Annotated in this window: 19 protein-coding genes and 1 riboswitch; of the genes, 17 read left to right on the forward strand and 2 right to left on the reverse strand. The window is 37.5% G+C overall.

Annotated elements, in window-relative coordinates; translation table 11 throughout:
- The first annotated feature begins 4 nt into the window (after positions 1–4).
- From FN817_RS15825 to FN817_RS15880, 12 genes are all read left to right on the forward strand, one after another.
- On the forward strand, positions 5–634 hold the full coding sequence (locus FN817_RS15825; RefSeq protein WP_142718793.1) for a TetR/AcrR family transcriptional regulator: 630 nt from the start codon (positions 5–7) through the stop codon (positions 632–634).
- Between the two features lie 103 nt (positions 635–737).
- Complete coding sequence (locus FN817_RS15830; protein ID WP_047424577.1) at positions 738–1,733, forward strand: outer membrane protein assembly factor BamD; 996 nt, start codon at positions 738–740, stop codon at positions 1,731–1,733.
- Positions 1,734–1,774: 41 nt separating this feature from the next.
- The gene (locus FN817_RS15835; protein ID WP_034681463.1) at positions 1,775–2,098 is read left to right on the forward strand and encodes a DNA-directed RNA polymerase subunit omega; all 324 of its coding nucleotides are present in this window, start codon (positions 1,775–1,777) and stop codon (positions 2,096–2,098) included.
- A 124-nt stretch (positions 2,099–2,222) separates the two neighbouring features.
- Entirely contained in the window at positions 2,223–3,428 is a 1,206-nt protein-coding gene (gene coaBC, locus FN817_RS15840; protein ID WP_142718794.1) for a bifunctional phosphopantothenoylcysteine decarboxylase/phosphopantothenate--cysteine ligase CoaBC, read from the forward strand.
- Between the two features lie 36 nt (positions 3,429–3,464).
- On the forward strand, positions 3,465–4,370 hold the full coding sequence (gene porD, locus FN817_RS15845) for a type IX secretion system protein PorD (RefSeq protein WP_047424582.1): 906 nt from the start codon (positions 3,465–3,467) through the stop codon (positions 4,368–4,370).
- 170 nt (positions 4,371–4,540) lie between these two features.
- Positions 4,541–6,190, forward strand: a complete 1,650-nt coding sequence (locus FN817_RS15850; protein WP_142718795.1) for a DNA repair protein RecN — start codon at positions 4,541–4,543, stop codon at positions 6,188–6,190.
- Positions 6,191–6,263: 73 nt separating this feature from the next.
- A complete protein-coding gene (locus tag FN817_RS15855) occupies positions 6,264–7,730 on the forward strand; it encodes a DUF5687 family protein (RefSeq protein ID WP_142718796.1) in 1,467 nt (488 codons plus the stop codon).
- A 3-nt stretch (positions 7,731–7,733) separates the two neighbouring features.
- Positions 7,734–8,450, forward strand: coding sequence for an ABC transporter ATP-binding protein (locus tag FN817_RS15860; RefSeq protein ID WP_142718797.1), 717 nt, complete (start codon positions 7,734–7,736; stop codon positions 8,448–8,450).
- A gap of 18 nt (positions 8,451–8,468) precedes the next feature.
- Positions 8,469–9,407, forward strand: a complete 939-nt coding sequence (locus tag FN817_RS15865) for a Dyp-type peroxidase (RefSeq protein WP_142718798.1) — start codon at positions 8,469–8,471, stop codon at positions 9,405–9,407.
- Between the two features lie 126 nt (positions 9,408–9,533).
- A complete protein-coding gene (locus FN817_RS15870) occupies positions 9,534–10,094 on the forward strand; it encodes an RNA polymerase sigma factor (protein ID WP_142718799.1) in 561 nt (186 codons plus the stop codon).
- Positions 10,081–10,692 carry a hypothetical protein gene (locus FN817_RS15875; protein ID WP_142718800.1) on the forward strand — a complete coding sequence of 204 codons (612 nt, stop codon included), beginning with the start codon at positions 10,081–10,083 and terminating at the stop codon, positions 10,690–10,692. Before FN817_RS15870 ends, FN817_RS15875 begins: the two co-directional genes overlap by 14 nt.
- 30 nt (positions 10,693–10,722) lie before the next feature.
- Positions 10,723–11,763 (forward strand): porin family protein, encoded by a 1,041-nt coding sequence (locus tag FN817_RS15880; RefSeq protein WP_142718801.1) that lies wholly within the window; start codon positions 10,723–10,725, stop codon positions 11,761–11,763.
- A 73-nt stretch (positions 11,764–11,836) separates the two neighbouring features.
- Here FN817_RS15880 and fumC read toward each other — a convergent pair whose 3' ends face one another.
- On the reverse strand, positions 11,837–13,231 hold the full coding sequence (gene fumC, locus FN817_RS15885; protein WP_142718802.1) for a class II fumarate hydratase: 1,395 nt from the start codon (positions 13,229–13,231) through the stop codon (positions 11,837–11,839).
- A 222-nt stretch (positions 13,232–13,453) separates the two neighbouring features.
- Here fumC and FN817_RS15890 point away from each other — a divergent pair, with 222 nt between their 5' ends.
- Together FN817_RS15890 and FN817_RS15895 are read left to right on the forward strand one after the other, a co-directional pair.
- Complete coding sequence (locus FN817_RS15890) at positions 13,454–15,061, forward strand: fumarate hydratase (RefSeq protein ID WP_142018895.1); 1,608 nt, start codon at positions 13,454–13,456, stop codon at positions 15,059–15,061.
- A 93-nt stretch (positions 15,062–15,154) separates the two neighbouring features.
- A complete protein-coding gene (locus FN817_RS15895; protein ID WP_171006268.1) occupies positions 15,155–15,439 on the forward strand; it encodes a hypothetical protein in 285 nt (94 codons plus the stop codon).
- A gap of 93 nt (positions 15,440–15,532) precedes the next feature.
- On the opposite strand, the gene FN817_RS15900 is transcribed toward FN817_RS15895, so the two are convergent.
- Positions 15,533–16,405 (reverse strand): helix-turn-helix transcriptional regulator, encoded by an 873-nt coding sequence (locus FN817_RS15900; protein WP_167498885.1) that lies wholly within the window; start codon positions 16,403–16,405, stop codon positions 15,533–15,535.
- 154 nt (positions 16,406–16,559) lie between these two features.
- On the opposite strand from FN817_RS15900, the gene FN817_RS15905 reads away from it, so the two are divergent.
- The 3 genes from FN817_RS15905 to FN817_RS15915 all read left to right on the forward strand — a co-directional run bounded on the left by FN817_RS15905 (position 16,560) and on the right by FN817_RS15915 (position 24,562).
- A complete protein-coding gene (locus tag FN817_RS15905) occupies positions 16,560–18,638 on the forward strand; it encodes a T9SS type A sorting domain-containing protein (protein WP_142718804.1) in 2,079 nt (692 codons plus the stop codon).
- A 193-nt stretch (positions 18,639–18,831) separates the two neighbouring features.
- Entirely contained in the window at positions 18,832–21,669 is a 2,838-nt protein-coding gene (locus tag FN817_RS15910; protein ID WP_142718805.1) for an alpha-amylase family glycosyl hydrolase, read from the forward strand.
- 260 nt (positions 21,670–21,929) lie between these two features.
- Positions 21,930–22,035: riboswitch (SAM riboswitch) on the forward strand.
- A 94-nt stretch (positions 22,036–22,129) separates the two neighbouring features.
- Positions 22,130–24,562 (forward strand): TonB-dependent receptor plug domain-containing protein, encoded by a 2,433-nt coding sequence (locus FN817_RS15915; protein ID WP_142718806.1) that lies wholly within the window; start codon positions 22,130–22,132, stop codon positions 24,560–24,562.
- Position 24,563: the final 1 nt, after the last annotated feature.

Here is a 24,563-nt window from a genome sequence, read left to right on the forward strand (position 1 = left end):
CTTCATGAAAAAAAAATTTACAGAAAAACAGATTCACATACTGGATATTGCGGAAGAACTCATAGCCAAGAAAGGGTATGAGGGAACTTCTGTAAGAGATATCTGTTCAAAAGCCAATATCAACGTCGCTATGATCTCTTATTACTTCGGTTCTAAAGAGAAAATGATGTCTTATCTCTACCAGTACAGGGTGCTGAAGACCAGAGAAAACTTTTCAGAATTTGCAGATACCATCAAAGATGGGAAGCCGGAAATGCAGATGCGGGAGATGATCAAATATATCGTTTCTCAACTCTTCAAGTATAATTATTTTCACGGGTTCGTTACCCAGGAACTTCGCCATACAGAAAATCTGAAAGATGAGTTACTTGATTTCTACCAGCTATTCGTTAAAAAACTGGATGAAGTAATTAAAAAAGGGGTGGCTTCCGGTGTTTTTACTTTTACGCCAAAGCCTGAAGACATTCTTACCATGATTATTGGATCCACTTTATTTGTTATCAGGAATAAAAATTTTTATGAGCTGTATGTTCCGAGTAAAAATGAAGAAACATATAGCAAAGAAGCGGAGAAAAAGGTAAGAATGAATCTTTTATTAAGTGTTTTTGCAATTTTGGGATACGCTGCAGACTAAAATTACGTTAAATATTCATAAAAAAAAATCTATTGGCAAAAAAGTTATATTTTTGCAAATTAGTAAATCGGCTGTATAATCCGAAAACTGTTGAACTTTTTATATGAAAAAATATATTTTAGGTCTTTTTGCTGTAGCGGTAATTTCATCTTGTGTAAGCCAGCAGGAAAGAGCAATGAGGAGTGCTGATAAAGAATTTATCTTGAAAGCAGCTAATGAAAACTTTGCTAAGAAAAAGTGGAAAAATGCATTGGCTCTTTATGACAGACTTGCAAATCTTGTGGCAGGAACAGATGATTTTCCCAATGTAGGTTTCAACACTGCTTATGCTAACTATTATGACAAGAGTTATAAATTGGCAGGTCACCAGTTCAAAAACTTTGCAGTGAGTTTTCCGAAAGATCCAAGAGCCGAAGAAGCAGCCTACATGTCTGCATTGTGCTATTATGAAGGATCTATGGATTATAACCTGGATCAGTCCAGTACAGAATTGGCAATCAATGAACTTCAGGACTTCCTGAACAATTATCCAAATTCTGAGAGATCTAAAAATATCAGCCAACTGATTGATGAATTGTCTTATAAGCTTGAGTTTAAAGCCTATGAAAATGGAAGACAATACTTCAAAATGGGAGATTATAAAGCAGCCAATGTAGCATTGGAAAACGTTTTGGAAGATTTCCCAGGTACAAAACTTCGTTCAAAAATTTATGATTATATCCTGAAGTCACGTTATGAACTGGCGATGAAATCTGTTTATAATCTTAAAGCTGAGCGTATTGAAAGTGCATTAACTTATACAAGATTTGTAGAAAAAGAACTTCCTAATACAGAATATTCTAAAACAGCTACAGATCTGAGAGAAAAACTGGAAAAGGAAAAAGAGCACTTTGCTGTTGTTAAAAAAGAAACAGATGCTAAAATTGCAGCTTTAACAGCAAGACAGAAAAAAGAAGCTGAAAAATTGGCTGATCAGGGTAAAACCGAGCAGCAAATTAAAGATCAGATCAGCAATGAAAAGAAAGCAATGCAGTTACAGAGGGACAGTGCAGCACTTAAGACCCCTCCTCCTGCAGCGACTTTCAAAATTCAAAGATAATTCGTAAATTTGCCATCTTAAATAAAAATAATTTTCTCAAAATGAGTGTAAAAGATACAAAAGCAGAAGTAAATACAATTACTTACGATAAAGATAAGATTGAAGATAAAGTAGGTTCAATCTATGAAGCTATTGTTATCATGGGAAAGAGAGCAGAGCAGATCAATGCGGAGATCCGTACGGAACTTCACAACAAATTGGATGAATTTGCCGTTCACAATTCTACATTAGAAGAGGTTTTCGAAAACAGAGAGCAGATTGAGATCTCTAAACATTACGAAAAGCTTCCAAAGCCAACTTCAATTGCTATTGAAGAGTGGTTAAACGAAGATGTTTATTTCAGAAAAACAGAAGAAAGAAAATAAATCTTCTGTATTCTTATAAATGAAGGTCATAAAGGAAATCTGTTCTTTTATGACCTTTATCGTTTTAAAGCCTGATTGTGTGGGAAAAAATAAGTATTTTAGTATTTCAAAAAATTAGAACTTAATGAGTGTTTCCGGTAAAAAGATACTTATCGCCGTCTCTGGTGGGATTGCGGCCTACAAAATTCATTTTCTGATAAGGGATTTTGTGAAAAAAGGAGCCGAAGTGCAGGTCATTATGACGCCCGATGCAGAGCATTTTGTGACGAAACTAAGTCTGTCTACACTATCCAAAAAACCGGTGTATTCAGAATTTTACAGCGATAACGGAACATGGAACAGCCATGTGGAAATGGCACTGTGGGCAGATGTTATGATCGTAGCGCCCTGTACTGCCAATACACTGTCTAAGATGATTCACGGGATGTGTGATAATCTGGTTATTGCAACTTATATGTCTGCAAAATGCCCGGTTTTCATAGCTCCGGCAATGGATCTTGATATGTATGTACACCCATCCACAAAGAAGAATCTGCAGCTTGCAGAAAGTTTTGGACATATTATAATTCCTGCAGAAAACGGAGAGCTCGCTAGCGGACTGATCGGACAGGGAAGAATGGCAGAACCGTCCACGATTTTTAATACTGTTGAAAACTACTTTACGAAAAGCAATCATTCCCGAAGTCTTGAAGGAAAAACGGTTTTAATTACTGCCGGTCCTACTTATGAAGCGATAGATCCTGTAAGATTCATCGGAAATCATTCATCGGGAAAAATGGGATTTTCTCTGGCAGAAGAAGCTTCAAAAAGAGGTGCAAAAGTGATTCTGATTTCAGGACCAAGTTTCCAAACCATTAATGATCCCAATGTTGAACTTCATAAAGTAACTTCAGCAAAAGAAATGCTGACAAAAGTATTTGAATTTTATGACAGTATAGATATCGGGATCGCAAGTGCTGCGGTGGCAGATTACGCTCCAAAAGAAGTTGCAAAAGAAAAGATCAAGAAAAATGATGATAACCTGACGATTGAGCTGGTTAAAAATCCTGATATCCTTAAAACGATGGGGGAAAAGAAAACACATCAGTTTCTGGTAGGTTTTGCTCTGGAAACCCAAAATGAAGAAGAAAATGCAAAAGGAAAACTGGAGAAGAAAAACCTTGATATGATTGTTTTAAACTCTTTGCGTGACGAAGGTGCCGGGTTTAAGAATGATACCAATAAAATAAGGATCTTTACAAAGACAGAGAAAAAAGAATTCGATCTGAAATCCAAAGATGATGTAGCAAAAGATATCCTCAATTTTGTTGAGTCTCAACTTTTAAAATAATTTTAATAAATTTCCGTTCTCAATTTTTAATAGACAATGAAAAAAATTATAAGCTTATTTTTTCTGTTTTTTATATATACCCAAAGTTTTTCTCAAGAGCTGTTGGCAACCGTTCAGGTAAACTCCCAGCAGGTAGGAGGAAGTAACCAGCAGGCATTTAAAGCATTGGAGAAAAGTCTCAGGGATTTTATCAATAATACCAGCTGGACAGGGAAAAAGCTTCAGAATTTTGAAAAAATAAAATGTGGTTTTTCCGTTGTTATTGGAGAAAGAGATGGAAACAGATTCAAAGGATCCATTGTTGTTCAGGCTATGCGTCCTGTTTACAACACAACGTATGACTCTCCTTTAATTAACCTTCAGGATCAGAGATTTGGCTTTGAGTATATTGAAAATGAGAGTCTTATTTTTAATGAAAGACAGTTTTCAGGGAAAAACCTTACGGATGTAGTCAGTTTCTATATTTATCTTATTTTGGGATTGGATGCAGACAGTTTCCAGTCTATGGGAGGATCTCAGTGGTACGCAAAAGCACAGCAGATTGCTCAGAATTCCCAGAACAGAAACTATGAAGGCTGGAACACCATCAATGAGCCAAGAAGCCGCTCTATATTGATCAATGAGGTGATGAACCCTAACTGGAACCAGTTACGCTCTACTATCTATACTTATCACAGAGCCGGAATGGATAACCTTTTCAATCAGGATCAGACTGCCGGGAAAAAAGTGATCTTTGATGCCCTGATGCAATTGAAAATGTACGAGAACACATTTCAGCAGGCATTTTTCTTTAACCTGTTCATGGATACAAAAAGTGATGAGATCTTCAATATATTTAATTCCGGAAATAACGGAGGTTTGATTCTTAATGATCTTAAACAGACGATGATTATTCTCTCACCAAAAAATATTGATAATAAGTGGAATAAGTGGAAAGTATAAGGTTGAAATCCACTAATAAGCTTTAAAAATTTCTGAGAAGCCGTTTTATGAAAATTGGCGAGAGGAAAAAATAGTAATGAGCAGAAAGCACTTAAACATTTTCTCAATTCATTAAAAAAAAACTTACTTTTACAGTTCAAACTGAAATTGGATCATAACCCGGATTATCAATGCTTTCGAGAATATATATTAAAAACTTTGCCCTGATTGATACTCTTGATGTATCTCTTAAAAATGGTTTACAGGTTATTACCGGTGAAACAGGGGCAGGTAAATCTATTATTTTAGGGGCGCTCCGACTTATTTTAGGAGAAAGAGCAGATGTAAAATCTATTGCCAAAGCTGAAGAGAAAAGTGTGGTGGAAACTGAGTTTTCCCTGAACAACCAGTTTAAGAAATTCTTTATTGAAAATGATCTGGATTACGAGCTTCAGACAATTATAAGAAGAGAAATCCTTCCATCAGGGAAATCGCGTGCCTTCATCAATGATGTGCCGGTAACGCTGGATATTCTTAAAGAGCTTTCCTCACAGCTGATCGATATTCATTCCCAGTTTGAGACATCCAGCCTTTTTACCTCAGAATATCAGTTTAAAATTATCGACGGACTTTCTGATAATAAAAAAATTATTGAAGAGTATCAGAAGGAGTTTTCCGACTTTCAAAGCCTGAAACTGCTGTTGAAAAAACTGAAGACTCAGCTTTCAGAAAGCAATAAAGAAAGCGATTATAAAGAATTTTTACTTAACGAATTAGAAGAGTTAAAGCTTGATGACGTTGATTATGAAGATGTTCAGAATCAGCTTTCCATTCAGGAAAATGCAGGGATGATTTCTGAAAACATAGGCCAGATCCTGTCCAGGTTCCATCAGGAAGAAATAGGAATTTTGTCTTTCTTTCATGAAGCAACTCATAAGCTTTCAAAAATTTCTGAAGTTTCTACCAGTTTCGCAGAATTAGATGAAAGACTTGAAACGTCTTTTGTAGAGCTGAAAGATATTATTTCTGAACTGGAGCATGCTGCCGAAAGAGTTGAAATCAATCCTGAAAATCTGGTATATCTTACCGATCTTAATAATAAAATCAACGCCTTATTTCTTAAACATAATGTTTCAGATCTTAATGAACTGATTGAGATCAGAAACCAGCTGGCAGGAGATCAGAAAGGAGCTTCTGAACTGGAGCTACAGATTGAAGAAACGGAAGAGGGTATTGCTCAAAAAGAAAAAACACTTCAAAGTCTCGCTGTAAAGCTTTCAAAGAACAGGCATAAAAATATTCCTGTCTTCATCAAAAAAGCGGAAGGTCTTCTGAAAAAATTAGGCCTTGAAAAAGCTAAAGTTGATATAGAGCTGCAGGATGCTGAGGAATTCAATCCGTTTGGAAAAGAAAATATCCAGCTGTTATTCCAGGCTAATTCGGGCTTTCCTTTAAAACCAATTCAGACGGCTATTTCCGGAGGAGAAAGATCAAGGGTAATGCTGGCCGTAAAAAAGATTATTGCAGAAAGTGATGAGCTTCCAACCCTTATTCTGGACGAAATTGACACCGGAGTTTCAGGAAAAGTTGCCGAGGAGATCGGAAACCTTATGAGAGAAATGTCTGAAGACATGCAGCTGATCGTCATTTCACACCTGGCGCAGGTTGCTGCAAAAGGAAACGATAACTATAAAGTGGTAAAGCAGGATATTTCCGGCAGAACACAATCTACTATAATTCCTTTGAGCAACGAAGAAAAACTGAACGAAATTGCCCAGCTACTTTCCGGAAGCAAAATTACGGAAGCTGCTCTGGCACAGGCAAAAGAGCTTATTGGATAACTATATAATTCTATTTTCTTTAAAAAATTGTAACATATTTTACATTATATTTACTAATGTAAAAAACTAACATATGTTTCTAAAGTTCCTTAAGCTTGAAATAAAAAGCTTCTTCCGTGGTACATCTTTAGGGATCAATCTGACCATGAAAATCCTCCGTTTTATCGGAATACTTTATTTCGTGGGCTGTCTTGTAGGTGGGGCTTTTATCGCTTTTTTCTACGTGCAGGAGGAAATGCATCAGAATCCTTTGAAGATGGTTTCAAAATTCATGATTGTTGCCTGGATTATTGATCTTGTTCTTAAATATCTCTGGCAGGAAATTCCCACACAGAATATCAAACCGTTTCTTACGATGAATATCCGGAAGAATACATTGGTTAATTATATGCTGGCCAAAACTTTTCTTTCAGCATTCAGCTGGCTGAGTTCTTTATTCTTTATCACATTTTCATTCATTGCCTTATTCAACGGATATAGTATCTTAGGAGTATTGGTGTGGCTTATAGGAGTGATTTCATTACTCTACCTGAATAATTTCCTCAACATTTTCTTTAATGGTAAAGAAACGTTGGCGGTGATCATAGGAGTATGCCTTTTGGGTATAGGAATGTTGGGATATTATAAAATAATTCCGGTTCTGTCTTATTCCGAATCTGTTTTCTTCAGTTTTTATGAGAAGCCATACTTTGCGCTGATACCTGTTGCTTTGTTCGTAATGCTGTGGTGGATTTGTTTCCGGTACCTTCGTAATGAATTTTATCTTGACCAAGGGCTGGAAGCCAAGAAAACAGTAGGGAAAACAGAAAATATTGCTTTCCTGAACAATTATGGAGTTATCGGAACATTCATCAATAATGATATTAAAATGCTGAGGCGTAATAAAGTACCCAAGGGTATTTTGCTGGGAAGCTTTATGTTTCTGTTCTACGGACTGCTGATGTTTACTTCTTCAATGTATAAAACACCTGCAATGATGATGTTTATGGGACTTTTTGTAACAGGAGGTTTTCAGTTTCTGTTCGGGCAGAGAGTTCCCGCTTTTGACAGTTCCTATTATCCATTGATGATGACCCTGAATGTTCCTTATAAAGAATATTTAAAAGCGAAATGGTGGCTGATGAATATTGTGACGGGAATTTCTATCATTATAGCGCTTTGCTATGCCTACTTTGGCTGGGAAGTCTACGTTACTTTTTTTGCCGCAGGATTATATAATATTGGTGTGAATTCTCAATTTACCCTATGGTCCGGTGCTTTCAATAAAACTCAGATTGATCTTAATACAAAAGAGAAAAGATTGGGACAGAAAGGGAGCTTCAATATGATCGCTATGCTTTTGCTGATTCCTAAAATGCTTCTTCCGATGGGAGTATTTGCCTTAACAAAATATTTATGGGGAATTACCGGAGGAGTGATAAGCATTGCAATTATCGGTATTGTAGGGTTTTTCCTGAGAGAGAAAATCTTCGATATTATCGTAAAACTTTACAAAAAAGAAAAATACAGCACACTGGATGCATTTAAAAATATAAGTTAAGCCATGATCAACATACAAAATTTATCTAAAACATACGGAACAGCAACGGTTCTTAATATCGAACATCTTGAAATTCCAAACGGGGAAACATTTGGTCTCGTGGGAAATAACGGAGCAGGAAAAACTACTCTTTTCAGTCTGATGCTGGATCTGATTCAGGCTACTACAGGATCTGTAAGCATTGATGGAGTTAAAGTAGCTGAATCTGAAGCATGGAAAAATAAAGTTTCAGCCTTTGTAGACGATACATTTCTTATCGGCTATCTTACTCCTGAGGAATATTTTTACTTCATTGGAGAGCTGAGAGGGCAGAACAAAGCATCAGTAGATGAGTTTCTGAAGCCTTTTCACGATTTTTTCAATGGAGAAATCCTTAAATCCGGGAAATATGTCCGTGACCTTTCAAAGGGTAATCAGAAAAAAGTAGGAATTGTAGGGGCAATTATTGGAAACCCTGAGATTATTATCCTGGATGAGCCTTTTGCCAACCTCGATCCATCCACACAGATCAAACTGAAAAATCTGATCAAGGAATTATCAAAACAGGACGGTGTTACTTTCCTGATATCCAGTCATGATCTTTCCCATACAACGGAAGTCTGCAACAGAATTGTGGTAGTGAACAAAGGGCTTCTGGTAAAAGATATTCAGACCAATCCGGAAACTTTGAAAGATCTGGAACAATATTTTGCAGATCAGGTTTCTGTTTCGGATATTTAATACCACAAAAAAAGAGGTATGAATACGATAGAATCGCAGAATGTTACAGACTATCCAAACAGCAACACTATTTTCATGGTCTGGAAACTTAACGAAAGCCCACAGCTGAAAGATATTTTTCAGGAGTTGTGTGCTTTGGTTTTAAATCTTAATAACTCAGTTTTCAACCGTTTTCCGGATAGCAGAGCAAGCTGCGTAATGGGAATTGGTGCTGAAGCATGGAGAAAACTTGAACTTCCGACACCACCACCAAAGGAGTTAATCAATTTTGAAGAAATAAAAGGAATAAAACATACGGCTGTTTCCACTCCCGGAGATCTTCATTTTCATTTGAGAGCTGATAACAAAAGCCTGATTTTCGATATGGCTGTTGAAATATCAAAGCTATTGAGCTCAGTGGCCGAAAGTATTCTGGAAATTCATGGATTCAAATATTGGGATGCACGTTCGATTCTTGGCTTTGTAGACGGAACTGAAAACCCGCATGGAGATGACCGTGATTATTTTGCAAAAATCGGAGATGAAGACCTTCAGTACAAAGGCGGAAGCTACCTTTTTGTTCAGAAATACCTTCACAATATGGATGCCTGGAAAGGGCTTTCCACGGAAGATCAGGAAAAAGTAATCGGAAGATCAAAAGAGAATGATATTGAAATGTCTGATGATGTAAAACCTTCCAACTCACACATTGCTTTGGCCAATATCGAAGGGGAGAATGGGGAAGAATTGAAAATCGTAAGAGATAATATGCCATTTGGAAATCCTTCTACGAATGAGTTTGGAACTTATTTTATTGCCTATTCAAGTACATTTTCGACAACAAAAAAAATGTTAACCCAAATGTTCATAGGTGATCCTCCGGGAAATTATGACAGAATTTTAGATTTCAGTACAGCAGTTACAGGAACGCTTTTCTTTGTTCCTACTAGAAATATGCTTGATGAATTCTCAGGATAAAATAGAAAAGCTGCCTCACTCTGAGACAGCTTTTTTTTGTTTTGTTGAGTAGTACAAATAAATTTTTTCAAAAACATTGTAACCTTTTTTTGTTTTAATTGTCTTTAGTATAGAAACAGCATAAGCATGAAACTTTTGTTCGGAAATAAAAAGAATGATTTGTTGAGCCTCCTGAAAAAACAGGATCCGGCTGCACAGAAGATTTTCTATGAACAGAATGTAAAGAGATTCCTGAGTGTGAGTAAAAGCTATGTTAGCGATTTATATCAGGCAGAAGATTGTCTCATAAAAGCGTTCTGTAAAATTTTTAAGCACATAGAAAGCTTCAGAGGAGAATCAAACCTGGATAGCTGGGCAAGAAGAATTGTCGTGAATGAATGCCTGAATTTTATCAAAAGCCATAAAACAGTATTCTATCTGGATGAGATCAACCAATCCTTTCATGAAGATATCCATGAACCGGAGATTGATTGTGACTTTAATGCACAAGACCTTTTGGATCAGCTTCCCGATGCCTACAGAATGGTTTTTAACCTGTACGTGCTGGAAGGATATTCTCATCAGGAAATTGCTGATACTTTGCAGATTTCAATAACTGTCAGCAAAACACAGCTGTTCAGAGCAAAAGAAAAATTAAGAAAGATCTACTTTCAACAACAAAAAAAAGTGAGAAATGAAAACGTTTAAAGATAATATTGAATTTGAGATCAAAAAGCAGATTGAGGAAAGAGAAATTACTCCTTCACGTGATCTGTGGTCTGAAATTGATCTTCAGAACAGCAATAATTACCGCTCCAAATCAAAAATCAACTGGTTTTTAGTGGCTGCATGTCTGATGTTGACATTGAGTTTAGGAGCCGTTCTCCTTTTTCTTAATCAGCCTTCAGAAATCCAACCGGAAATTGTAAAGCAAACAAGAAAAAAGACTTCAGAAGAAATTATAAAAAATTCTGTTCAGAATAATGCTCCGCTGGCTGCTCAGAATAATGATAAAAAGGAAATAAAAATAACAACACCTTCCCAGGATAAAGAAGAAGTGATTTCTGCAGTAGCAATAGGTCAAAATAAACTTATTCCCAGAGAAACCACAGTAAAGAAACCGGAAATTCCTCAGATTTCTAATCCTAAACTTCTGGCAAAAGCTGATTCTTTGAAAACTCCGGTTAAAAAGAAAAAATATGTAGACCCTTCTACCCTTCTTTTTTCCGTAGAACATAAGGATGTCATTGAAAAAACAAAAGATGGAAGCAACGTGGCTACTACTATTGATTTGAATGCCAGATAATTTATCCGTAAAAAAATAAAAATTAATAATATGATCAAGAAATTAATCGTAATGGGAATGCTGTGCTCTATTTCAGCATCATTACAGGCACAAAAGGCACTGAATATTAATTTGTCTTCTAAAAAAGACACGGAAGTAAGTCCTATTGTAAAAGAGAAAGTAGAAGAATATGCTACGAAGATCAATGCCATCATTCAGGAAGAAAAAAAGCTTATGGAGGACGAGCTTGTCGTTTTGCAGGCAAGAAACCTTGATAAAGCAGATTTTGACAGAGAGAAAGCTCAGATTGCAGACCGTTATTCTGAGAAAATGGATAAAAGAATTGATGAACTTGGATTTGATCTGGATGACGTTATTCAGAAACAGGTAAGATATTCACTTTTGAATACAGATGTTACTTCCAAAGAAGAGCTCAAAGAAAAGTTGTTGAAAAAATTTCGTCCCAGCAGAAGCTTTACAGGATATTTCTCTTACGGAATCATGACTCTGACGAACAGTTCTCCTGATAATGACCTGGATAAAAACATCGGATATGCCAACAATCTGGAATTTGGCCTGAAACTGAACTATCAGCTTAGCAGAACAAGCCCGTGGGCCGTTATTTCCGGATTAGGATTTTCCTGGAGGACTGTCAGAACAGACAACAATATGTACTTTACAAAAAGTGCTGATCAGGGAGTTGCTTTAACACAAGCCAATGAAAACCTTGATAAAAGTAAACTGAGAACAGGCTATATTATCGTTCCTCTGGGTATACAGTATAATTTTTCCAAACTTAAAAATGCCGGAATGGATATCCAGTACAGAAGCTATTACAAAGGATTTAAAGTAGGAGCCAATGTGTATGGAGGGGTGAAAATGTCTACCAATAACATTGTAAAAGGAAATGACGGAGAAACCAGAGACCGCGGAAATTATCAGGTAAATCCTTTTGTGTATGGGGCTCAGCTTACTTTCTCTTATAACAACGTCAGTGTATTTGTTAAAAAAGATTTCAGCAACTTCTTTAAAGACAGTTACTTTAAAAATGATAAAGCATTAATATTCGGCTTAAGCATCGGATTAGATTAAATAACCATTGATAGTAAACTAAAAACTCCGGGAAAGCTCCCGGAGTTTTTGTTATAGTTAACGTAGAAAAGTCTTACTTTAAACTTCCTACCATATCTTCCGGTTTTACCCATTCGTCAAACTGTTCAGCTGTTAAAAGGCCAAGATTAATAGCTTCTTCTTTCAATGTTGTTCCGTTTTTATGAGCTGTTTTAGCAATTTTAGCTGCATTTTCGTATCCGATATGAGTGTTTAAAGCGGTAACAAGCATTAATGATTTGTCTACAAGCTCTTTAATTCTCTCGTGATTCGGTTCAATGCCTACAGCACAGTGATCATTGAAAGAAATACATGCATCAGCGATCAATTGGGCAGATTGCAGGAAATTGTAAGCCATTACCGGTTTGAAAACATTCAGTTCATAATTTCCCTGGGTTCCGGCAAACGAAATTGTTGTATCATTTCCTAAAACCTGGGCACAAACCATGGTCATAGCTTCATTCTGAGTTGGATTTACTTTCCCTGGCATAATAGACGATCCCGGTTCATTTTCAGGAATATGAATTTCCCCGATGCCGGAACGTGGTCCTGATGCCAGTAATCTGATATCCTGAGCAATTTTATATAAAGACACCGCAAGTTGTTTCAAGGCACCATGGCTTTCTACAATAGCATCATGAGCAGCAAGCGCTTCAAACTTGTTTTCAGCAGTAACAAAAGGATGTTTCGTAAACTGAGCAATGTATTCAGCCACCTTTACATCATAGCCGCTAGGGGTATTCAGCCCTGTTCCTACAGCTGTTCCGCCTAAGGCAAGTTCAGAAAGGTGAGGTAATGTATTTTTTAAAGCTCTCAATCCGAATTCCAGTTGTGCCACATATCCGGAAAATTCCTGTCCCAGAGTAAGCGGTGTGGCATCCATTAAATGGGTTCTCCCGATTTTTACAACATCTTTAAAGGCCTTTGACTTTTCAGCCAGCGTATTTTTTAATTTCTCCACTGCCGGAATGGTTACTTCCACTACTTTTGTGTAAGCCGCAATGTGCATGGCAGTAGGATACGTATCATTGGATGACTGGGATTTGTTGACGTCATCATTCGGGTGGATTTCAGATTTTTCACCTAACGTTCCGCCGTTGTTGACGTGTGCCCTGTTTGAAATTACTTCATTGACATTCATGTTCGATTGTGTTCCGGAGCCCGTCTGCCAGATCACCAAAGGAAACTGGTCGTTAAGTTTTCCCTCCAGAATTTCATCACATACCCTGGCGATCATATCTCTTTTTTCAGCAGGAAGTACTCCCAGATCAGTATTTGTATACGCTGCTGCCTTTTTCAGATAAGCAAAAGCTTCAATGATTTCATGCGGCATTGAACCTTCAGGTCCTATTTTAAAATTGTTTCTGGAACGTTCTGTCTGTGCACCCCAAAGTTTGTCTGCAGGTACCTGCACTTCTCCCATGGTGTCTTTTTCTATTCTGTAATTCATAATGGTTGAAATTTATATGATCTTTTATTCTAAGCCATAAATATGTTGATATTATTCATGTTTTATGAAAAAATAATGTTTTGGCTTCGTTTATTTATCTTCTATAAAGGTACTTATAAACTCAGAAACCTCCAATTTATAATCATTATAAATATCAATTTAAATGACTGATTTTACTCATATTTTTTTAATGAGCCGTATTTTTGCACAAACAAAAATTGAATGGACTTTAGATATCAGGATCCGTATCCAATTCAGAAAGATGATACGGTGTATAAGAAGCTTACATCAGATTATGTAAAGGTTGAAAAACTGGGTGAAAGAGAAATTTTAACAATTGATCCGAAAGGGCTGGAGCTGTTAGCCGAAGAAGCTATGGCGGATGTTTCTTTCATGCTTCGTTCTTCACACCTGGAAAGCCTTAGAAGAATCATTGATGATCCTGAAGCTACAGATAATGACAGATTCGTTGCTTATAACCTTTTACAAAACGCTGCAGTAGCCGTTGAGGGAGCTCTTCCTTCATGCCAGGATACGGGAACAGCTATCGTAATGGGAAAGAAAGGAGAAAATGTATACACAGGAGTAGAGGATGGGGAATACCTGAGCAAAGGAATTTTCAATACCTATCAGAAAAGAAACTTAAGATATTCTCAGGTAGTTCCTTTGACCATGTTTGATGAGAAGAATTCAGGATCTAACCTTCCTGCGCAGATTGATATCTATGCCAAAAAAGGAGATTACTACGAATTCTTATTCTTAACAAAAGGAGGAGGTTCAGCCAATAAAACATTCTTATACCAAAAAACGAAATCTTTATTGAACGAAAAATCTCTTGAAGAGTTCGTTAAAGAAAGAATTTCAGACTTGGGAACAGCTGCCTGCCCGCCTTACCACTTAGCATTGGTAATCGGAGGAACTTCAGCAGAAGCAAACCTTGCGGCAGTAAAGAAAGCATCAGCAAAATACTATGACCACCTTCCAACAGAAGGAAATGAGGCCGGACAGGCATTCAGAGACCTTGAATGGGAAGCAAAAGTTCAGAAAATCTGCCAGGAAAGTGCCATCGGAGCTCAGTTTGGAGGAAAATACCTTACTCATGATGTAAGAGTGATCAGACTTCCGAGACATGCAGCATCTTGCCCTGTAGGAATGGGTGTTTCCTGTTCTGCGGATAGAAACATTAAAGGGAAAATTACAAAAGAAGGGATCTTCCTTGAGCAGTTGGAGCAGGATCCAAAAAGATTCTTACCTGATACACCTCCACACTTAGAAGAGGCAGTTGAGATTAACCTGAATAAACCAATGCCGGAAATTCTTGCAGAACTATCCAAATATCCGATCAAAACAAGATTGAAACTGAACGGGACATTGATCGTAGCAAGAGATATTGCACACGCAAAAATTAAAGAAATCATTGACAGTGGTAAACCAATGCCTGAATATTTCAAAAATCACCCAATCTACTACGCAGGACCTGCAAAAACTCCGGAAGGAATGGCTTCAGGAAGCTTCGGGCCTACTACAGCAGGGAGAATGGACGTTTATGTGGATGAATTCCAAAGCCACGGTGGAAGTATGATCATGCTGGCAAAAGGGAACAGAAGTAAAGATGTTACCAATGCCTGTCATAAATACGGAGGTTTCTACCTTGGATCCATCGGAGGGCCGGCTGCTATTCTTGCCAAAGACAATATTGTGTCTGTAGATGTAGTAGACTTCCCGGAATTAGGAATGGAAGCGGTAAGAAAAATTGAAGTAAAAGACTTCCCTGCATTCATTATCTCTGATGATAAAGGCAACGATTTCTTCGCAAATCTTGCTCACTAATTAGTTTAAAATGAAAATAAATAATAAAATAGAGCACTGATCTTTTGTGTAAAAAAGAAAAAAGCTTTATTTTTGCCTAAAATCTTAAAGAGAATGATAACGATATTATCAGCATTTTGGCCATTCTACCAGTTCCTTTGGACTATTTTCTTCATCACTATGTTCTTAGTGGGATTCTGGTGTATTTTTATGTTCTTCGGATTAGTAATCCCAATGTGGCTAACTGAAGGTTTGAAAGAGTATTTCGGAAAAGTAAAGCCTTTCGATCCAGAAGATATCAGAAGAAAGCTTATTACTGAGCAGGAAGGTGTAGAGGTTATCTACAACGAGCCTAAAGGAAACGGACCTTTCCTTCACGATCACGGACATCATCATTAATTGATTGTCATTGCTTTTTCACCTGAATTCTGAAAAAGTAATATCAAAGCAAAACAACATATATAAAACCGCTTAATTTGTTAGGCGGTTTTTCTATTTATTATTCCTGAGGCTTTCCGGAGACACTCCAAATTTCTTTTTAAAAGCCCGGGTAAAGTTCTGAAGATATTCATAACCGCATTCAATAGCGATTTCTTTGATCATAATCTCTTTGTTTGTGATCAGTTTCTTTGCCTTCAGCATTCTGAGTTCCGATATATAATGAGCAATCGTTGTATGATACTGAGCTTTGAATTCCTTTCTGATGATGCTTTGATTCATACCCATATATTTTCCAATTTCTTCCGCTTTTATATTCCTGTGGTAATTTTCATCAATGAATTTCCTGATCATTTCAGGAGTTTTGGGAGTAGATTCCAGAATATTTTTCTCATTGAACTGCTCAAAAATCAGAATAAGAAGTTTGATGATCTTGGCTTCTATAAATAGCTTCTGCATAATTCCCTTTTTGGTATACCCCAGAATTTCCTTTACGATCATATGCATTTCGACGGTCATATCCGGCGGTGTTTCTTTATGAAGGAATATGAAATTATTGTGAGTCATGCTTTCCAGAATCTCTGCATTCTCACGGTTGAAATCCGGGTTGATGAGGTTGAAAACATATTGATAATTGAGCTGTATGTGAAGAAATCTCAGAACTTTCTGGTTTTCTGTCCATAGCTCGGCAGCACTTTCCTGGGGCGAATAATGGAGGATGTATTGATTTTTCTTAAAATAAAATTTCGTTCCGCAGTCATGAGCCTCCAAATTGATTTCATCACTCAACAGGAAAAGAAGGTTAAAGCTTGCCTTTCCCTCCAGCATATGAGACTTGAAGGTTTGGTCAGGACACAGATCTTCCTGCATAATGATTTTGATGTCTTCGGATCTGAACAAAAGTCCATTTTTAGATGATTTCCTCATACAACACATTTTTACAGCCATGGTACAACTACTTAAGGTAAAAGTCCTTTACAGGATAACTAAAAGTTCGTAAATGATAACTCGGGGTTAATTATGTGAGGTACTTTTGCGCAAAATTAAATTAAATTTAGAATAATTAAAAATAATATTTTATATGTTTAGAGATTTATATTTTGCAATACAGAAAATCAGAACGGGATTATCGTTACTGACGATCGCCGGAAGCTGCCTGTATGCTCAGCAATGGGAAAATGTTGGAGGCGCTCAGGATGTATCGGCGGGGGGAAGCAGCTTTAACAATTTAGTTATTGACAACTCAGGAAATTATTATCTTTCATATTATGATGTTTCCATAGCCAAAGGTTCTGTTCAGAAATTTAACGGGAATTCATGGTCATATTTGGGAGGAAGTGCGGGCGTTACAACAGGAACGGCAACTTATAACTCATTGTCTATAAGTTCTAATGGAAACAGCCTTTATTATACCAATCAGCTTGGCTATCCGGATTCAGGGATGGAAGTTCGTTTGTTCACTGGATCCTTATGGTCTCAGCTTCCGAATGCTACGGACAGTTCTGTAAATTATCAGGCTTCTGCAGTATCTTCTGATAATATTATATTCACTTACGGGTCTTATGGCTCCGGAACTGTGAAAAGATATACTGCAGGTGCATGGGAACAGGTAGGAAATGCCGGTTTTTCAGGAGGTGCAGAATTTGCAGAAATGGTGATTGGAACCAATGATATGGTGTATACATGCAATGTTTCCGGAGGGTTAAAAGTATATCAGAACAGTACTGGTGCAGACCCTTCACAAAACTGGAGCCTGGTAGGAGGTACTGCTGCAGATGCTTCTTCTTCAGGAGAACAGTACAATGCCGATATCGCTTTGGATGGATCTAATACGATTTATGTAGCCTATGTTTCAAATTCAGGAGGCGGCAGAAAACTGAATGTTAAAAAGTTTGACGGAAACTCTTGGGTTCAGGTTGGAAATGCTAATTTTTCGGACGGAAAAGTTCAGCATGTTGCTTTGGCAGTGACAGAATCCGGGAAGCCGTATGTAGTTGCCAGCCGTTTTGAAAATGATAATTTCCTAAGAAATACGGTTTATAAATTAGACGATTCACAAAACTGGGTTGCTTTTGGAGGTGACTTTGTTTCGGATGGTGAAGCTAAATACAACGATCTTGCTATAGATAAGGCAAACAATTATCTTATCCTTGCTTATTCTGAAAATACTACAAAAGTGAAAAGAATTTCTCTGACGTTAAATCCTCAGACATGCAGCAATACAGACCCGGGAACCAATGCAGGAGATGTGGGTTGTGTAAGTTTTATGTATCGTGGTCAGCAGGTTGCTTATTCCACGGTAAGAGCTGCTGACGGAAAAATCTGGCTTCAGCAGAACCTTGGAAGTACACAGGTTGCTTCATCAATAGCAGACGAGAATTCATACGGAGATCTTTTCCAATGGGGAAGATGGGATGACGGCCACCAGCTTAGAAATTCACAGACAGCACAAGCGCCTTCACCTAATACGCCGGAAGGAATTGCTGCTGCGGGAGGCGTATATATTGCAGGGTCTCCGGCATGGTGGGCAGGTTTTGCGGGTTCAGACACATGGAATGGAGTAACAGCTTCACAAGCTAATGCCTCTACTGGGGTAGATCCATGTAAAGCTATAGGAGCAGACTGGAAAATGCCTTCCCAGGCAGATTGGACGATTTTAATAGGAGCTGAAGGTATCGGTAACCCGGCAACAGCTTACAGCAGCAATCTTAAATTACCGGCAGGAGGGTACAGAAGCTCCAGTGACGGGAACTTTACTTTCGTAGGCCAGAGAGGATATTTCTGGAGTTCAGATACATCAAGTTTAGGGGCGAAGTATCTGTATATCGGATCCACTATTGCAAACCCATCGGCTGGAGCTATGAGAGGGCAAGGGTCTTCAGTAAGATGTATTAAACCTTCATCTTCTTTGGGCACTTCAGATATCAGACTGAATAATGCAGTAACAGGAATGTATCCTAATCCGACAAAAGGAATTCTTACTGTTAAATCAGATTCCGTGATTGACAAAGTAAACGTTGTTAATGCAGTAGGACAAAAAATGAATGTACAGTTCTCAGATCATCAGATCAATATGACTGAACTTCCTTCAGGGTTATATATCGTGGAATTAAAATTAAAGAACGGACAATCCGTTTCTAAAAAGATTATAAAAGACTAACAGAATTGCAATAAGAAAAATTTTCGTCCAAAAAATAGTTCATTACAATTACTTTTATTGAGAGGCTCATGAAATTTTCATGAGCCTTTTTTTAATTTTTTTTTTTCCAGGAAAATTGAAATATTTGATGATGAATGGACAAGAATAATCGTTATGAAGAAAAATTTATACTATATTCGATAAAAAATAAGAAATGAAAAAGCTTTATTCCGTTGTTTTTCTGTTGATTGCAATGGCTGTTTTTGGACAGATCAACTATACAATTACACCTAATCCATTCAACGAGACAGATGCTGTTACCCTTACTGTTCCAGGAGATCAGATTGATGAGTCCGCTTGGGGTGTTTCCAATAATGCTATTTATATCTGGACGTGGTCTTTTGATACCAATTATCAGAACAGCCAGGATTGTCCTACCAATGGAAGCTGGAACAATTCCAATGATCTGAATAAGCTGAATTATAATGCAGCAACCGATAGTTATTCACTTACTTTTACACCTACTTCTTTTTATGGAAGAACAGGAATCGGAAGGTTTGGGTTTTTATTGAAAGATAAAACAGGATCCCATCAGACCTCTCCGGACATATTTGTGAATGTGGGTACTTTAAGCTTAAATCTTACCAATCCGCTGGCCAATAGTCTGACTTCTGTTCCGGTAGGGAACGCTATTAATATTACAGCTACAACAAATACCAACGCAACATTTCAGCTAAAAGCAAACGGAACTGTTGTTAACTCAACGACAACTCCTTCACAGACCTATTCTTACAGCTATACAGTCACTCAGGATGCCAGCATGGAACTTGTTGCAACGCAAGGAGTTAATTCTAAAACTGCGACATTCATTTTACAGGTTCCGAGAAATGTTGTTTCTGAAGCCATTCCAAACTGGATTAAACAGGGGATTAATTATCTTCCGACAGATCAGACCAAAGTGGGACTTGCGTTATATGCACCAGGCAAAAGTTTTGTACATGTCATTGGTAGTTTTAATAACTGGGCGGTGAATGACACATATCTAATGAAAAGAGACACCACAAACCCTGATCTTTATTGGATTGAACTCAACGGCATTACGCCTCAGCAGCTCTATACTTTCCAGTACAGAACAAATGATTTGAGAAAAGTGGCAGACCCTTATTCACCACAGATTTTATCTTCTTATGATGATGCTTGGATTTCAGCTTCAACCTATCCGAATTTACCAGCATTTCCTGCCGGACAAGGTTTTGAGGTTTCAACATTTAAAACTGGTCAGACCGCTTATAACTGGCAGACAACCAATTTTCAACGACCAGCGAAAGAAGATCTGGTGGTCTATGAATTATTATTGAGAGATTTCACACAGGAAAAGAACTGGCAGTCATTGATTAATAAAATTTCTTATTTAAAAAACCTAAAGATCAATGCAATAGAATTACTTCCCATTATGGAATTTGACGGAAATCTTTCCTGGGGTTACAACACCTCTTTCCATTATGCACTGGATAAAGCCTATGGAACTCCTGAAAAATTCAAAGAATTTGTAGACCTGTGCCACCAGAATGGAATTGCGGTGATTCTGGATGTAGCATTTAACCACGCAACAGGACGTTCACCTCTGGTGAGACTCTGGAATATAGATCCGGATGGTGATGGTTATGGAAATGTGGCAGCAAACAACCCTTATTTCAATCAGGTTCCGAAACATTCATACAATGTATTTAACGATTTTAATCATACAAGCCCTTCAACTCAATATTACGTTGAAAGATGTCTTGAGCAATGGCTGACGGAATATCACATTGACGGATTCCGCTGGGACTTAACCAAAGGATTTACCCAAAGCTGCTCTGAAAATGATGAAGCCTGTACCAATGCTTATCAGCAGGACAGGGTTGATATTATGAAACATTATGCAGACAGGCAATGGGCAATTGATCCCAATTCATATATGATCTTTGAACACCTGGGAACGGATGCAGAAGAGCAGCAATGGGCAAACTACAGAGTAGCAGAAGGAAAAGGAGTGATGCTTTGGAATAAACAAACCGATCCATATAACCAGAATACCATGGGATATAAAGACAACAGTAATTATGACAGAATGAACCATAGTCTTCATGGTTTTACCAATATGCGTGCTGTAGGATATGGAGAAAGTCATGATGAAGAAAGGCTGATGTTTAAAAACCTTGCTTACGGAGCTGTCAACGGAAGTTACGATGTTAAAAATCTGAATACTGCTCTTGAAAGAATGAAGACTTTCGGAGCAACTTTCTTTACCATTCCCGGCCCGAAAATGATCTGGCAGTTTGGTGAATTAGGATATGAGTTCAGTATCAACAGATGTGCAGATGGTACTATCAGCAACGGGTGCAGAACTGATGAAAAGCCTGTTGCATTCACTTTAAACTATGATACGAACATAAACAGAAAAGCTGTGTATGATACATGGGCTAAAATAATCACGATCAGAAATACCCATCAGATTTTTAAAACTAAAACGTACAGTATAGAATCCAATAACCTGACTAATGATCCAAATGGATTGATCACGAGAATTTATCTGTATGATCCGGCTATAACAACCGGAATAAAAAATGTGGTGGTACTGGCCAATTACGATACCTCTGCAAAAAATGTAGTTCCATACTTTCCTTACACAGGGCAATGGCAGAACCTGATGGATGACAGTATTTCGAATATCGCTTCTACCACGGCTCCGATAACTTTACAGCCGGGAGAATTCAGAATTTTCGGAAATTATGCAGGTGCGCTGTCAACAACAGATCCAAACGCTGTACATAAATTATCGCTTCAGATTGCGGATAACCCGATACAAAACGGAGTGGCAAAATTAATTTTTAACAAAGCGAAAAACGGAGAAATTTTGATTTTTGATATGACCGGTAAAAAGCTGGATTCATTCAAACTAAATAAAGAAAACGGTACCTATGAAATGAAAGTCAGTTATCCTGCAGGAACTTATCTGGTTCAGCTGAAATCAGAAACAGGAACTGCCATTCAAAAGATGATGATCAAATAAAACAAATTATGGAGTTGTTTAGACTTATAAAAATGTAGAATATATTGAAACCATTAAGAAGGATTTAAGAAATAAAGTGTAGTTAAGATGAATCATTCTGATTTTTAAGCTTAAAGCGAAGCTTATCTTAACACTCTTATCATCTTAATGTTTCAAAAATAAAACTTTAAACAAGCTCTATAAAATAATAAAAGGCAGATTTGCAGTGTAGCAGGTTTGCCTTTTTTGTGTATTTAAAAAATTAGTCTACTTTTGCAGTAGATTTATCAAGAAAGGTGGAGGGATTTGGCCCAAAGAAACCTTAGCAACCTGCACGATTCCAGAAGTGTAAAGGTGCTAATTCCAACCCTTCGGGGGAGATAAGTGAAGTCAATATTCTTATATGAATTCCATTTCTTGAAGTCTTGTATATCTGCGGAAATATCCGTCAGACTGTTATTATTAATTGGCAAGAACAAAAATGAAAAAATTAAGTACAGCGGTATTATTGCTTGGGGCCATTTGGGCTGCTGCTCAGGAAAACGAAGAAAAAGGAAAACAAATCGAAGATATTATCATCGTTGGAAACCGTAATGTCAAAAGAACAAAACTCGAAACACCGGTTCCTGTAGATGTTATCAATATTGACAAAATTCAAAGGAGTTCTCCGCAAATGACGGCTCAGGATCTTCTGAATTATGTGATCCCATCGTTTAATGCAGTGAGGCAGTCTGCTTCTGACGGTACAGAACATATTGATCCTGTAACTTTAAGAGGAATGGGGCCTGATCAGGTTCTCGTATTGCTTAACGGGAAAAGAAGACATACAACCTCTTTGGTCAACTATCAAAATACCGTGGGAAATGGTTCTGTGGGAACAGATCTGAGCACAATTCCTGTCATTGCTATTGATAGAATAGAAGTGTTAAGAGACGGTGCTGCAGCACAGTACGGATCTGATGCAATTGCAGGAGTAATCAATATTATTCTTAAAAAAAATGCAGGAGCCTCTGCAAGTCTTACTTACGGATTGACCGGGAGAAATGATGGGGACACTTATCAGGCGGGAGTAAATTACGGAACTTCATTAGGAAAAAAAGACGGGTATATCAATCTTTCCCTGCAGTTAAGCCACAGGGGTAAAACTACAAGAACTCAAAATCATGATCTGGATATTTTCGGAGATAATTTCGCTTATGAATTTGCTGGTGATGCTGAAGCCGTAAAAGCGGCCAGAGCTGCGGATGATGCAGAAATAGAAAAAAGAGGATTGACCCGTGATGATTTCAATTTTCAGATCGGAGATGCCCAGATCAGACAGGGACAGTTGTTTTTCAATTCAGAATACCCTTTTAACGATAATTTTAAAGTATATTCTTTCGGAGGTTTCAGCATTAAAGAAGGAAAAGGCTTTGGTTTCAGAAGGCTGCCGAGCGAAAAGTCTAACGTGGTTTCATCCATTTATCCGAATGGTTTTCAGGCTACTCTTGGATCTCAGGTATATGATATTTCCTATGCTGTAGGTGCAAAATATAATGTCAATGAATGGCTGTTTGACCTAAGCAATACATTCGGCAGCAATACCTTCAATTATAATGTAAGCAACACCAACAATGCTTCTCTGGGAGCAAAATCTCCAACCCGATTTTATGCAGGAGCGCATAGCTTTCTTCAGAATACTATTAATCTTGATGTTTCCAAAAATATAAACCGTTTCAATATCGCATTTGGGGGAGAATTCAGATTTGAACAATACCAGATCAAAGCCGGGGATGAAGCTTCTTATACCCAATATGACATCAATGGAAATGTGGCCACTGAAGGATCAACAGTGCTTGGTGCAGGTGGTTCTCAATCCTTTATCGGTTTTTCTCCAAACAATGCCTTGAAAAAAGACAGACATTCAACGGCCGTGTATGCGGATGTTTCCTATGATTTAGATAAAAAATTAAATATTGACGCTGCTGCCAGGTTTGAAAATTATTCAGATTTCGGAAATACTTTGAATGGAAAGCTTGCCGTCCGGTATGAATTCATAAAAAATTATGCAATAAGAGCAGCGGTTGGAACAGGGTTCAGAGCACCTTCGCTTCAGCAGCAGTATTTCAATAATTCCTATGCGGATATTTCTACTTCCGGCTCAAAGATTGTTACCAAAGGAATATTCAGCAACGATAGCGAAGCTGCCAGAATTCTTGGATTTGATAAACTCAAACAGGAAACTTCTATTAACGCGAGTGCTGGATTTACGCTGAAACCTATAAACAACCTGACGATCACCATAGATGGATACTGGATTAAAGTGAAAGACAGAATTGTGGTTACCAGCAATATTACAGACTCAAGGTTAGACCAGTTTAAGGTAGAAAGCGGAAGATTCTTTGCCAATGCTATTGATACAGAAACAAAAGGAGTAGATGTAGTGGTTTCTTATGACTGGATTCTCGGGAATGGAAAATTAAATATGAATCTTGCCGGAAATTACACAGAAACAAAAATCACAGATTTCCATTTTCCTGAAAATTTAGAAACGCCTCAGGATCAGTTTTTTGGTCCCGATCAGATCAATATCATTGAAACATTGTCTCCAAAAACCAAAGCTTCATTAGGATTAAATTATGGAATCGGAAAATTCAATTTTCTCGTAAGAAATACTTATTTTGGTAAAGTAATAAGAGATGGTTATCCATTTGGAGGAGTACAGGAATTTTCCCCAAAAGTAGTGACTGACATCAGCGTTGGGTATGATATCACCAAAAGTATCAACTTTACAGTAGGGGCCAATAATGTATTTGATGTCTTTCCGGATCGCCAGATTTATGAAAATTCATACTATGGAGTATTCAAATATGCACCGGTTCAGATGGGAACACTGGGGAATTATTTCTTCGGAAGACTTAATTTTAACTTTTAAT

The sequence above is a fragment of the Chryseobacterium rhizoplanae genome, assembly GCF_900182655.1.
Taxonomy (GTDB): Bacteria; Bacteroidota; Bacteroidia; order Flavobacteriales; family Weeksellaceae; genus Chryseobacterium; species Chryseobacterium rhizoplanae.